A 13,021-nucleotide genomic window follows, 5' to 3' on the forward strand; every position below is an offset into this window, starting at 1 on the left:
ACAGAAACTTTAATATTCCTCTATACTGTAAATACATTAACTAAATAAAGACAAACAGATATTATAATAAAACCTATGCCTAAAAATCTTGCCTTTTTACTTACATCTCTTAAGTTTCTTTTACTAAAACTTCTTGAATCAAAAAAAGCTAGTACCAATCCTTGTATAACCATCAACATTAAAAAATAGCCATTAAATATTTTAATTATTCTCACTGTATCACCTCTAACTTTTTAGGTAACCTTAGCTTATTTTTAACTTTTATAAAACTATTTATTCATAATACAAGAATAAAAAAGATATATAAAATTAGAAATTAATTTCTAATTTTATATATCTCTTTACTGAGTATTAACACCTAAATTGTCCTTGTTATAAAAGTTTCCCTATATTTTTTCTTCATTTTATCATAACACAATTGAGCTTTTAACATATCACTAAAAAATGCAAATATCGTAGGCCCACTACCACTCATTAGTGTTCCTTGTGCCCCCATATTAATCATCTCTTTCTTTATGTCTTTCAATACTACATGTTTATATAAGGTAACATTTTCTAATACATTTTTCATATTCCTTGCTAATGAATTTAAATTATTAGCTTCTATACTTGATATTAATAAATTTGTATCAGGATGTCTCTTTATTTTATTTATATCCAAATTTTTATATACTTCTTTGGTAGATACTCCAAAAGCTGGCTTCACCACAACTAAAATGTGGTTTTTAAAACTATTAAGTTTTGTAATTTTTTCTCCTATACCTTCACAAAGTGCTGTTCCTCCAACAACACAGTAAGGTACATCTGCTCCTATGTTTAATCCTAATTTCATAATTTTTTCATCACTTATATCAGGCCTATACATATTTCTCATAGCCTTTAACACTGCTGCTGCATCTGTACTTCCTCCTGCCAACCCAGCTGCAACAGGTATATATTTCTTTATATAAATATCTATGCCCTCACATACATTATAAGTTTTCATGAAAAGCTCTGCTGCTTTATAGGCAAGATTTCTCTCATCTGTAGGTATATACTGCTTATTACAACTTATATTAATACCTTTATCAGTTTTCTTAATGTTTATTAAATCATATAAATCTATAGTCTGCATTATCATTTGCAAAGTATGATAACCATCCTCCCTTTTTCCTACTACGTCCAATGATAAGTTAATTTTTGCATAAGCCTTTATTAACATTTTTATCCTCCAGAAGCACTTAAATATAATACTAAAAAATAGTATAATACAAGATTAAAATTAAAGCTATACCTTTAAAAAATAAATTTTTAAAGGTATAGCTTTAATTTATAAGATTTAATGTCTATTTAAAATGTTACTGCAAGCTGCTTTTTATCCATATTTATTTTTTCTTTTACTAGCTTTACTAAAGGATCTAAATTTTCGAAAAATATTATAATTAAATCTCCTTCTGTCGAATCTTCTATAGCTTTTTTTAAAGCTTCTTTCTCATCTAATATAACATCAATTTTTCTTTCATTAAATCCAGATTTTATAACACCCTTCTTTATTATATCTGCAATTTCACCTACTTCTCTCCCTCTTCTATCTTTATCCTCTTTAATATAAATATAATCAAAGCTTTTTCCAGAAATCTCGCCTATATACTCTGTACTACTATTAGTTCTGTCTCCCGGAACACCTATTACCCCTATTAACCTTTTATGTTTTATCTCCTTAGCTCCATTAATTACAGCCTTATACCCCTCTATGTTATGTCCATAATCTAATACAACCTTAACTCCATTTATTTCATACATATTAAATCTTCCTGGATTATAATTTTCATCTCCATAAAAATTAGTTAATCCTTTCCTTATAACAGAATACTTAATATTTAATCCTATAAGTGCTGCACAAGCAGCCATAGCATTCTCTACATTGTATGTTAACTTACCATTTAGTGTAATCATCACATCTTGAACCTTTACCATAGATACTACCTTTTGTTGTTTTTCAACATATATAGTATTTTCATGTGTATATACACCATATCCACCTTGTTTTATATTTTTTACAAGTGCAGGGTTATATTTATTTTTTGAAAACATAATTATGTTGCTTTTAATTCTATCTAAAATTTTAAGACTAACAGGATCATCTGCGTTTATAACTACATACCCATCATACTTTACTGCTTCTGCAACCAATGATTTTACATATGCTAAATCTTCTATAGTTTCTATTCCATCTATACCCAAATGATCTTCGGTAATATTTGTAATAACTCCTACATCTGCTAAATCATAAGCAAGTCCCTTTCTTATTATGCCACCCCTAGCTGTTTCCAATACTGCAGCATCTATTACTTTATTACCAAGAATAGCCCTGGCACTATTATATCCTGTAGTATCACCTTTCTCTATACATTTATTATCTACATATATTCCTCCTGTGGTGGTCATTCCAACATTATATCCTGCTAAGGTCATCACATGTCCTATAAGTCTTGTTGTTGTAGTTTTCCCATTTGTACCTGTAATAGATATAACAGGTATGTTTCTTGGACTATCCTTAAACATCATATCCACTATATTACCTGCCACATTTCTACTTAACCCTTTACTTGGATAATGATGCATTCTTATACCTGGTGCTGCATTTACTTCCATTATAGCACCATCCCCTATAGGTTCACCTATATTACTACAACATATATCTATACCACATATATCAAGTCCTATAGTTTTAGCTGTTCTTTCACATATTTCTATATTTTCTTCACACATATCATCGGTACAGTCTATTGCCTCTCCACCAGTAGATAAATTAGCCTTTTCTCTTAATTCCAATTTTTCCCCATTTTCTATAACACTATCTAAATTATAACCTTTTTTTAAAATGCTTAACTTCAATTCTTCATCTATTTTTACTTTAGTTAGTGGCTTTTCATGTCCTTCTCCTCTTTTTGAATCTTTATTTAATTCATATATAAGCTGTTTTATACTTTTTGCTCCATCTCCTATGACATAAGGAGGTATCCTTTCAGATGCTGCCACTACTTTATAATCTACAACACATACTCTATAATCTTTTCCAAATATATTTTTTTCAATAATTATGTCCTTAAAATTTTCAGATAACATTCTATAGGTCTTAACAAGTTCTTTTTCACTCTTTATGTTAACGAATACACCTTTACCTTGATTTCCATATCGTGGTTTTAAAACCACTGGATATCCTATTCTATTGGCTTTAAATAGCAATTCCAAGACATTTCTTACTACATCACCTTCTGCTACAGGTAAACATTGATTGTATAAAAGTTCTTTACACAATAATTTATCACAAGCTATATCCACTCCTACAGCTTTAGTATCACCATCAATAGTTGCTTCTATAATTTTACTATACTTTCCATAGCCCAATTGAAACATACTACCTTCCCCTAATTTTATAGCGGGTATTCCTCTCTTTTTAGCCTCTGTTATTATACTTAATGTACTTGGTCCAATTTCTTCTTCACTTAACATAATTTTTAACAATTTTAAATCATTTTCTAAATTAAATGTTGTTTCATTTATTAATGAATTTATTAATGCTACAGACATTTTACCAATTCTTATTGCAACATTTTTATACATATACTCATATATTATATAATATTTATCTCCAGATATTTCTCTAGCCTTTCCATAAGAAACATCCATACCTAAAGTGTTCTGTAATCCTATTATAATATGTTCACACACATGTGCAAGATATGTTCCTTCTTTGATTCTTTTCACAAACCCTCCATCTTCATCTATACCACATCTATGTTCTTTTAACTGAGGAATCATTTCAATCAATCTTTTATTAAAATTTTTTATTTCCTTAGTTTGAACTTCACTATATCCTTCTAAATCCACATTAATTTTTATACATTTTCTGTGAGAATATATATTTCTACCACTAAAAACTTTAATATCGTCTATTTTCATTTTTAAATATATTTTCCTCCTATATTTAAATATCAAATTTACTAATGGGTTTTTTATTTGCTAAATCAAAGATATCTCCATACTTAAGTATATGCAACTTTACATTAAAGATAGATAATATATCATCTGGATGCTGTTCTGATACATTACTATAACTTATACGGCTTCCATCTATTACATATACAGCTCCAGAGCCTATAACCTTAAATTTTCCATCATCATAAACTTCAATTGCAGTATCTTCATCTATACCTATTCCTAAACTTTCAGGATTTTCTGCTATTCCAACAAGTAACCTACCTATTCTTCCTCTTTGCGCAAAATGCTGATCTATTATTACTCCTTTAATTAAACCTAATCCGGGGGCCATTTTTAATGTACATTTTCTTGGTGATTCTTCGTTAGGGCCTGTTACTACCATAGTGTCACTCATAACTGAAGCCCCAGCCGAAGTTCCTACAAATATGCACTTTTTTTCATAAACTTCCTTCATCTTTGTACATAAAGGCGTCCCTCCTATTAAACTAGTTATTCTTAATTGATCTCCTCCTGTAAAAAAAATTAAAGAAGCACTATCTATTACTTCTATATTATCTTTATCAAAAGCACTTTTTCTATCTCTTATATTTAGAACTTTTATATTTTTTACTCCCAATTGTTGAAAAATTTTTGTATATTCATTCCCAAGTTCCTCTGGTAGTTCCGAAGCAATAGTAGCTATTACCAATGTATTTTCCTCTTTATCTAATCTATTACATACTTCTTTTAATATTATTTTAGGACCTTTTTTATCCTCTGCACCACCTATTATTATCAAATTTCCCTCTAATTTTTCTTGCAAATCCAAATTATATGCCTCCTCTTCCTCCAACAATTATTACTTTAATACTTATATTTTGTATTAAGCAGAGAGATAAATTCTTCTAAATGTTTGAAAAAACTATTAAAAATTATTTCATAGATATTTTATATATTTACCACATTTTTAATTATTATACACGTAAAAAAATCGTGAAAATCCACGATTTTATACGTACAAAATATAAATTAATAGTTTTTATTTTAAGCACAATGCGACGGAACTTTTTTAGAGGACAGAGGACAATTGACAGAGGACAGTGAAGGATGATTTTTCTCCGCTTTGCTGCAAAAAATCTTTAATTAAACTTTTGATGGCTCGTTTCGCTAAAGCGAAACATTGCTGATTAATATAAGTTTAAAGCTCATTTTGCGTTAGCAAAACAAGCTTTAAAAAATAAATTAGTTTTCCGACGTTAGGAGGAAAACTTACCTTCATTGTCCTCTGTCAAATGTCCTCTAAAAAATGCTTCGCATTTTTTATATTATAGCTCTTCCAGGTATTATAAGTTTATCTCCAATTTTTACTAAATCTGCATCTTCTATTTCATTAAGTTCCACTAACGATTCTATTGTTGTACGATACTTTTTAGCTATTTTCCAAATAGTATCCCCATGTTGTACAACGTAAATAGTAAGACTTGCATTTTTCTTAGGTATCTCTCCTTCTACAGGAACTATATCCACTAAAAGTTCTTTATGTGTTGAATAATTAACCCTAGCATATATATCTACTAAAGCTTTTATTTCTATATTATCCAATTCAATGGAAGCTTCCAAATTCTCAAGACACATTTTTGCTATGCACTGCATATCAATCTTACATCCTGGTATATCTACTCCATAATTAAATGGTATTTCTTCATTAACTGTATATACATACTTTTCCTCATCAAAAGTTTTATATAATACTTCTACATTTAAGACTCCTTCTACAATTACCTTATCTTCTACTATTTTCTTATCTGTAATACAAGCTTCTCCACAGCACATAATTATTTTTGATACCTTAGGTCTATTACTTAGCTCAATAGCGCCCTTTACTATGCTCTTGCAATCAGAATGCCCATGCATAACATTAACTTGATAATCTTTTCTATCCATATTCATAAGTTCATAAGGTGAATATGCATCTTCTATTATATCCATCTCTTCTTTATACATGACTTTCGTATTTGATTTTACTATAGCCTCTACATCAACTATTCTATTTTCTCCCAAATCATCTTCTCTTACATTAAATTCCATTGCATCTACTTTAAAAGTACTATAGCTGTCCATCATAGGATTTACATCTTTTAATTCCAGTTCTTTATTTACATCAACATCATCCTCAATATACATTATATCTTTAGAATCTTTTGCTCTGTAAAGTAACGATACTAATACTCCAGCAGAAATTGAAACTTTTTCCTCCATAATCTTAGTTTCTTTTTTATGGACCTTGACATCACATTTTAATACATCTCCTACCTGAGGATTATCCATAGGAATTTGAATATGGCTTTTTGCCACTAAATCTCCCGAAACTGTACCAACTATTTTATCCATAGTTGTAGGGTTCTTTAACATTTGTATGTCTTGAGAGCCTGTAATATCTTTTATAACTTTAAAATCATAATTTTTAAATACTTCCGCTTTTAATTTTATAATTCCTTCAATAGCTACCTTTCTTTCATTAACTATACTACATTCCATATGTTCAATATAAGAATCACAATCGCACATCATCTTATGCTCAGACCCAGGTACGTCTACATAATTAGAAAATTTACCTATATAATTCGTGCTATAAATTCCTGTACCTTCCTCCTCATTTGCCAAATAAATTACTGTATACTTTACTTCTCCTTCTACCAAAATTTTGTCTTGCATCATTTCTTTACTTACAATACATGGTTTAGCATCAAGCATTAATACCTGATTAACATCAGGATGTGTATCCGGTATAACATATTCAGATTTAACTACTGTGTCACAAAAGTTTTCTGTTAACAGCTGTTCACATTCTATATTTTCTCTAATAAGCTCCATATCCATAATTGTATCTCCCTCCCATAAAACCTACTATTTATTTATATAAGTAGTAAGTAAGAAATATGATAAAAACTTGTACTGTTTTTAAACAAATAAATGTATAGAGAGAGCCAATCTATTACAATATTCATCATTTTTATTACTTTATTTTATTAAAATTGTCGACCAATGTTTGTCTATATTGACATTTGCAAAATTTTGGGGTAATATTTAAAATGGTTGTTGACCATATAACCTCTCATAAATTCTCAATACCCTTTTATACCATAGTTGAAAGATGGAAACCCACCATCTTTCTTTTAATTGTACATGCTATACGTCAGTTCTTGTTAACTATAAAAAAAATTGGTACTAAAATTTAGTACCAATATTATACTGCAAAAACGAGTTGCACTGTCTTTGTTAAAACATCCGAATAACTATAAGTCACTTTCCTTTGGGTGTCACTTTCTAATCTAATTACAAATATGCTAGGATAGGCTTTTTCAATTACTCCACTGTTTACAAAAACTTTTCTTCTACCACCATTTGCTTTTAGAGTCACTTTATCGCCAACATGACCTTCAATATCTTTCTTTATTGAAGCCAATACATTTCCTCTTTCCACAACAAACACCCTCTTTCCACATTTTATATTATATATCCTAACATATATAATGTCAACTAAACTTTTTATTTTATCAGTTAACAATTTGTTTTGTCAATATTAATTTTTTGTTAACTATCTAAAATTTTTAAATTTTTAATACCTTAGGTATTATTCCCTTACACTTCCTCATATATACAACCATTCTTAAAAAATTATAAAATTTACACATAAGATGATTTAGGAAACCCTTCTCTATACTTACCTCTAGTTTGCAATCCTCCTATCCCCTTAGTACCAGTTATAGTATTCTGTAATGCTTCTTGTATAGACACTACCTTTCCTATATTGGCATAAGCTACTTTTTCACATAAAAATACAGGATCTAAACAATGTATTAATACTCTTCTAGGAGAACTGGCAAAATTAGCACCTGCGTCTAATATAGCTTCATAACATGATTGACAGGCTCCTGCAAATATAATTAAATCATCATAGCTAGCTTCGTAATTTCTAAGCTCTGATACACACTTAACAAAATACTTTGAATTTTTATAATTATCTAGATTCATATAATCACTAACATCCTTACTTACAGAATCATGTCCTGTAATCACAACTACATCAGGCTTTACTTTTTTTACCAAATCAACTATAAACTTAGGCTGGTCACTCTCAATAATATTTTTACCTACTACATCTAACTTAAGCTGCTTATATACCTTAAGACATACATCCAAATATTCTGGGTCTCCATCTACATGTAATACCCTTCCTGGTCTTCCAAATGTAAGTTCCTTATTAGAAGTATCAACTGTTCTTATATTTTTATATGCTCTATCAATTTCATGTCTGTTTGATAAAACATTTTTAATCGATGTATTTACTTTTCTGCTAAACACTTCTTCTGATTTTGTCTGTGAATTGTCAGGCACAATTTCTAAATCTTCTTCTGGGGAGTCTGCAATTATTCTTAAGTTTATCCCTTTTAATGTATAAATTATATTACCACCATTCTCCCTTACATCTATAATCTTAAAAGTAATATCCTTCCCATATGATTTTCTAACAACTATATCATCTATTTTCATATACAACCCCTCATAATATAAGACTATGCTTTATAATATGTTTTTTTTATAAAATGGTGAATTTTAACTATGTACGATAAAAATAAAAAACTTAGATAATACTAAAACAAAAATAGACATATTAGCATGATTATTAATTTTCAATGCTCTATATGTCTATTAAGAATTCTATATACTTTTATTTTGATCTTCAATATACATTTCATTGAATTTATTAATAAATTTAATATACTTTTCCTGTTCAGAAATCAATTCCTCCATTTTATTATTAAACGTACTTAGAGGCCAATTCACCTCACTATAGTAGTATCTATTTGCTAATCTCCAAAACCTTTGAGGAAACAGTAAAAATCCAAATAAAACCCTATATTCCTCAAGCTTTAGTGGACTGATTTCATTATAAGAATCAATTATAAGTTTAGCAAAATCAATATTCCAATCCAATCTTTTTAGCACTTTAATAATAAACGCTGATATATCATAGGTTCTTATTTCCCTTTTGCAATAATCAAAATCTATCACGTTTATTTCATCTTTCTCATCAATTATTATATTGTGATAAGTAAAATCATGATGACAAAATGATTTTTCTTCTTCAGCAGTTTTGCAAAATTCCATATAATTTGATTCTAAAATTACATTTAAAGCTCTTTTACCAAGATCTTTATAAAATTCTACCGTTTTCATATAATTTAAGTCAAAATTACTTTTGACACTTTTTTTTCTTCCCATATCACGCATTTTATCCATTGATCTTACTCTTTTTTCTATTAGATTGGGCCATCTTCCCAAATCTGTCTTTAACTTGCTATTCTCAGGTGGTTCATATCCTTTTGAAGCTATATGCATACATGCTAAACTTTTAGCAGCCTTAATTAAATGTTCTTTATTTTTAAAATCACATTCTTTTCCATCAATCCATTGTGACAGAGTATATATATCTTCATTTATAATTGCATATGGGCTTCCATCTACATTTAAACAATATTTGTCTACATTATGAAAACCATTTTCTATTAAATGTTCCTTAGCACCATAAACAAATAAAAGCTTTTGTGTTCCATAGTTTATTTTTTTTAAACATTTTGTACCTTGATCCGTTTTTAATAAATATACTCCTCTATTTGGTTTTATATTTTCAATTTTGATGTTAAATTGTCTTTCTATTTCAAACTCTCTCATCATGTTAATCACCCCTATTAAATTTATATGAAGCACAAATGTAATTTAGAAGATTATTAACATTTTTAAGAGAATTTTAATATAATAGATTATAACAAATTTGAAAGGAACAATCTTATGAAAATAGGAATTGATGCCCGAGCAGCAAAATGGTATAGAGGAACTGGAATAGGTACTTATACTTATCAATTAATTAATTGCTTAAATCGAATTGATAATATAAACAACTACTTACTTTTTACTCCTGACAACTCAAAATGTACCATATCACTTAAAAATAATTTCAAAATAAATAGCATCAGCAAAAAATTGGGCGGAGATTTTTGGAATGAAATAAACATTCCAAATATTTTAGAGCATAGAGATATAGAACTTTATCATATACCTCAAAATGGTGTTGGTATTCCTTATGATAAAAAATGCAATTTTGTTATCACTCTTCATGATATAATCCCATACAAAATGCCAGAAACAGTAAGTGATAGATATTTAAAAATTTTTTCTGATCAAATTCCTATGACTGTTTCTCAATGTGATGGAATAATTACTGTGTCTAATCACTCTAAAAAAGACATAATTGAAGCCTTTAAGTTTCCTGAAGATAAAATATATGTAACTCCTCTTGCAGCAGAAGATATATATAGGCCATTAAACAAAAAATTAAGTAAAGATATTATTAAAGAACATTATTCCATAGACACTGATTTTATCCTATATGTAGGAGGTTTTAGTCCTAGAAAAAATATTATTGGTCTTATAGAAAGCTTCAGCAAAGTATTACATTCTTATAAAAAAAATCTGCTGCTTGTCATAGCAGGTAAAAAGGGGAAATCTTATGATACTTATAAAAAAAGAGTAGAACAATTAAATATATCTGATAAAGTAATTTTTCCTGGATTTATTTCAATAGATCATTTGCCTTACTTATACAATGCATCTGAATTATTTGTTTATCCTTCTTTTTATGAAGGTTTTGGTCTTCCTCCCATTGAAGCTATGTCCTGTGGAGTACCTGTTATAGGATCTAATTGCACATCTGTTCCTGAAGTATTGGGAAATAGCGGCTTATTAGTAGATCCTAATAATATTGATGAATTAAGCAATTCCATACTCAAAATATTAAATGATAAAACTTTAAGAAATACTCTAATTGTTTCAGGGCTTATGAGATCATCAGAATTATCTTGGGAAAAAACCGCAAAACAAACTCTATCAGCATATAATAAAACTTTAAATTGTTAAAAACATACATTAAAAAGTTAAAGAAGTAAATTCATAAATAATTTACTTCTTTAACTTTTTAAACTAACTTTTTAAATTCATTTAGAAATTCCTGTCTATCTTCTTTATATCCATTCTTTTTCTTTAATCTTTCAAGAAACGTGCTTTCATCCCAATCTTTGCATTTTGTGTAATAAGCTTTAGATATATTATAAAAATCATCTGGAAAAGTTAACATCGCACTAAGTACTTCCATTTCTCTATTATTTAAAACATTTTTCATGCGGTAATTTTTTATTACTTCTCCAGCTTTTTCTATATCAAATGCAAAATTTTTTATTACTTTATTTATAAAATTGCATAAATCATGTACCTTCAAATCTATTATAGCGTAATCAAAATCTATAAAATAGGCATTAGCATCATTTATCAATATGTTGTGATGTGCTAAATCATGATGGCATACAACTATCTTATCTTCTTCTCCACAAAGTTTATAATAATAGGATTTTTCTAGCATATTAACACTTTTCTCTATTTCATTAATATAATATTCTACATTTTCTACAAATATTTCATCAAATTCACTTTTATTTTCATGAGCACTAGCTATATTATTAAAAAAGTTCATTTCTTGAATTCTTCTTTTAAAACGATCTATAAGTTTACCTGTATTATATCTATTAGATAAATTAGTTTTAAATCCCTCCGAAGCTAAGTGAAGCTCTCCAAGTCCTTGAGCTGCAATATTTAGGTCTACAGGGCTACTAAAATCACACTCTGTTCCAGCAACCATATCCATAATACAATACATATTGCCATTCCATATTGTATAAATTTCACCATTTTTATTTTTAACAAAATCCATAACTCTTGAAAATTTATTTTTTATATATTGGGATAAATTATATATAAATTTTAATTCCTCCTCTGTATACTCTACTCTTTTTAATATTTTCTGACCCTTATCTGTAGATACCATATAAACACTTCTTAATGGTACAACATCATAAACAACTAAATTAAATTCATTAAATAAATCTACACATAAATCATATCTAGCTAAATATCTCTTTTCACTATATTTTTCTATCATTTTAACACCTCTTTAAATTAGGCTATTTCCATCTTCCTTTATGGATTTTTGTAATTTTAAATAGTATTCTTTTTCATCAAAATTTTCATTCTTATCTCTATATCTACTACACCATTTCATAAATGCATAAGGATATGATATGATAGCCAAAATAAACTTAGCACTACTTATATCTAAATCTTCTAAACTACAAAATTCATTTATTAAGCTATAAAAATCAATTTCTAATCCTTTTCTTTTAACTTTATTTAAGAAATAAGCAAAATCCATTTCAACCATATTGTAACAGCAACCTTCAATATCTTTAACTTCTATATTCTGTAATTTTCTTAAATTATTAAAATAAGTATTTCCAATACACATTTCTACTCTCTTTGTACTTCTCATTATTAAATCTATATAATCATTCATATAGATTTTTTCAATACACTTTTGTGCTCTTTCTAAGTAAAGTTCTCCATTTTTTAAAAGTATCTTATCAAGTTCATTGTCTACACCATTTTGCTTTATTTTTTTTAAATCCCTATTTAATTTTTTTATATTAACTTTATATTGTTCTACTACTCTTCCAATATTGTTACTAAGTTTCTTATTCATATATCCTGTATAACCTAAGGTTCTAGCATGAAATTCACTTATTATATACCCTTGGTTTTTTATAGTTTCCACACTTATATTTTTATATTTAATTTTTTCTGAAAAGTTTTCCACATGATAAATTCCTTTTGACTGCAAATACTTTATAAATGTGTCATTAACATTATTACAATACACAAACAAACCTCCTTGGAATTATTACTTATGCTTCTTACTTTTCATATCCTTTAAAATTTTTTTCCTTTTTCTTTCCATTTTTTTTATTTTCTTATTCTTTTTTTTAATTTTTTCTAAAGATTTAACAGATCTCTTTAAATCATCTAGTTTATTTTTATATTCTTCTAAATCCATATTACTTAAGTTTCCGTTATTAAATTTATGAGATTTTTTTTTATCTCCCATAAACAC

At 27.8% G+C, this 13,021-nt stretch carries 12 protein-coding genes; 1 reads left to right on the forward strand and 11 read right to left on the reverse strand.

Translation table 11 applies throughout. The annotated features are described in order from the left end of the window. Nucleotides 1-20 precede the first annotated feature (20 nt). The 8 genes from EG57_RS0218345 to EG57_RS0218380 form a co-directional block, all read right to left on the reverse strand. Nucleotides 21-215, reverse strand: coding sequence for a CLC_0170 family protein (locus EG57_RS0218345; RefSeq protein ID WP_032078600.1), 195 nt, complete (start codon nucleotides 213-215; stop codon nucleotides 21-23). A 143-nt stretch (nucleotides 216-358) separates the two neighbouring features. After that, nucleotides 359-1,201: a 4-(cytidine 5'-diphospho)-2-C-methyl-D-erythritol kinase gene (gene ispE / locus EG57_RS0218350; protein ID WP_032078601.1), complete on the reverse strand. Its 843-nt coding sequence runs from the start codon at nucleotides 1,199-1,201 to the stop codon at nucleotides 359-361. 128 nt (nucleotides 1,202-1,329) lie between these two features. Continuing rightward, entirely contained in the window at nucleotides 1,330-3,945 is a 2,616-nt protein-coding gene (gene cphA / locus EG57_RS0218355) for a cyanophycin synthetase (RefSeq protein WP_032078602.1), read from the reverse strand. Nucleotides 3,946-3,970: 25 nt separating this feature from the next. Next, complete coding sequence (locus EG57_RS0218360; RefSeq protein ID WP_032078655.1) at nucleotides 3,971-4,786, reverse strand: cyanophycinase; 816 nt, start codon at nucleotides 4,784-4,786, stop codon at nucleotides 3,971-3,973. Nucleotides 4,787-5,283: 497 nt separating this feature from the next. Further along, nucleotides 5,284-6,843, reverse strand: a complete 1,560-nt coding sequence (locus EG57_RS0218365) for a DUF3794 and LysM peptidoglycan-binding domain-containing protein (protein WP_032078603.1) — start codon at nucleotides 6,841-6,843, stop codon at nucleotides 5,284-5,286. 367 nt (nucleotides 6,844-7,210) lie between these two features. Next, entirely contained in the window at nucleotides 7,211-7,447 is a 237-nt protein-coding gene (locus tag EG57_RS0218370; protein ID WP_029162455.1) for a Veg family protein, read from the reverse strand. A gap of 203 nt (nucleotides 7,448-7,650) precedes the next feature. Beyond that, the gene (gene yabG, locus EG57_RS0218375; protein ID WP_032078604.1) at nucleotides 7,651-8,517 is read right to left on the reverse strand and encodes a sporulation peptidase YabG; all 867 of its coding nucleotides are present in this window, start codon (nucleotides 8,515-8,517) and stop codon (nucleotides 7,651-7,653) included. 168 nt (nucleotides 8,518-8,685) lie between these two features. Further along, nucleotides 8,686-9,702, reverse strand: a complete 1,017-nt coding sequence (locus tag EG57_RS0218380; RefSeq protein WP_032078605.1) for a CotS family spore coat protein — start codon at nucleotides 9,700-9,702, stop codon at nucleotides 8,686-8,688. Between the two features lie 114 nt (nucleotides 9,703-9,816). On the opposite strand from EG57_RS0218380, the gene EG57_RS0218385 reads away from it, so the two are divergent. Next, nucleotides 9,817-10,941 (forward strand): glycosyltransferase family 4 protein, encoded by a 1,125-nt coding sequence (locus tag EG57_RS0218385; protein ID WP_032078606.1) that lies wholly within the window; start codon nucleotides 9,817-9,819, stop codon nucleotides 10,939-10,941. 58 nt (nucleotides 10,942-10,999) lie between these two features. On the opposite strand, the gene EG57_RS0218390 is transcribed toward EG57_RS0218385, so the two are convergent. Genes EG57_RS0218390 through EG57_RS0218400 form a run of 3 tightly spaced genes read right to left on the reverse strand, consistent with a single transcriptional unit; the run spans nucleotide 11,000 to nucleotide 13,015 of the window. Then, complete coding sequence (locus EG57_RS0218390; protein ID WP_032078607.1) at nucleotides 11,000-12,016, reverse strand: CotS family spore coat protein; 1,017 nt, start codon at nucleotides 12,014-12,016, stop codon at nucleotides 11,000-11,002. 12 nt (nucleotides 12,017-12,028) lie between these two features. Continuing rightward, nucleotides 12,029-12,790, reverse strand: coding sequence for a spore coat protein (locus EG57_RS0218395; protein WP_032078608.1), 762 nt, complete (start codon nucleotides 12,788-12,790; stop codon nucleotides 12,029-12,031). A 21-nt stretch (nucleotides 12,791-12,811) separates the two neighbouring features. Then, the gene (locus EG57_RS0218400; protein ID WP_032078609.1) at nucleotides 12,812-13,015 is read right to left on the reverse strand and encodes a hypothetical protein; all 204 of its coding nucleotides are present in this window, start codon (nucleotides 13,013-13,015) and stop codon (nucleotides 12,812-12,814) included. Nucleotides 13,016-13,021: the final 6 nt, after the last annotated feature.

Source organism: Clostridium drakei, assembly GCF_000633595.2.
Lineage (GTDB): Bacteria > Bacillota > Clostridia > Clostridiales > Clostridiaceae > Clostridium_AM > Clostridium_AM drakei.

Bases quoted from the DNA above. Each gene is read 5' to 3' on its own strand.
- EG57_RS0218390 (WP_032078607.1), bottom strand. From the start codon at position 12,016: ATGATAGAAAAATATAGTGAAAAGAGATATTTAGCTAGATATGATTTA.
- EG57_RS0218380 (WP_032078605.1), bottom strand. From the start codon at position 9,702: ATGATGAGAGAGTTTGAAATAGAAAGACAATTTAACATCAAAATTGAA.
- yabG (WP_032078604.1), bottom strand. From the start codon at position 8,517: ATGAAAATAGATGATATAGTTGTTAGAAAATCATATGGGAAGGATATT.
- EG57_RS0218400 (WP_032078609.1), bottom strand. From the start codon at position 13,015: ATGGGAGATAAAAAAAAATCTCATAAATTTAATAACGGAAACTTAAGT.
- EG57_RS0218365 (WP_032078603.1), bottom strand. From the start codon at position 6,843: ATGGATATGGAGCTTATTAGAGAAAATATAGAATGTGAACAGCTGTTA.
- EG57_RS0218385 (WP_032078606.1), top strand. From the start codon at position 9,817: ATGAAAATAGGAATTGATGCCCGAGCAGCAAAATGGTATAGAGGAACT.
- ispE (WP_032078601.1), bottom strand. From the start codon at position 1,201: ATGTTAATAAAGGCTTATGCAAAAATTAACTTATCATTGGACGTAGTA.
- cphA (WP_032078602.1), bottom strand. From the start codon at position 3,945: ATGAAAATAGACGATATTAAAGTTTTTAGTGGTAGAAATATATATTCT.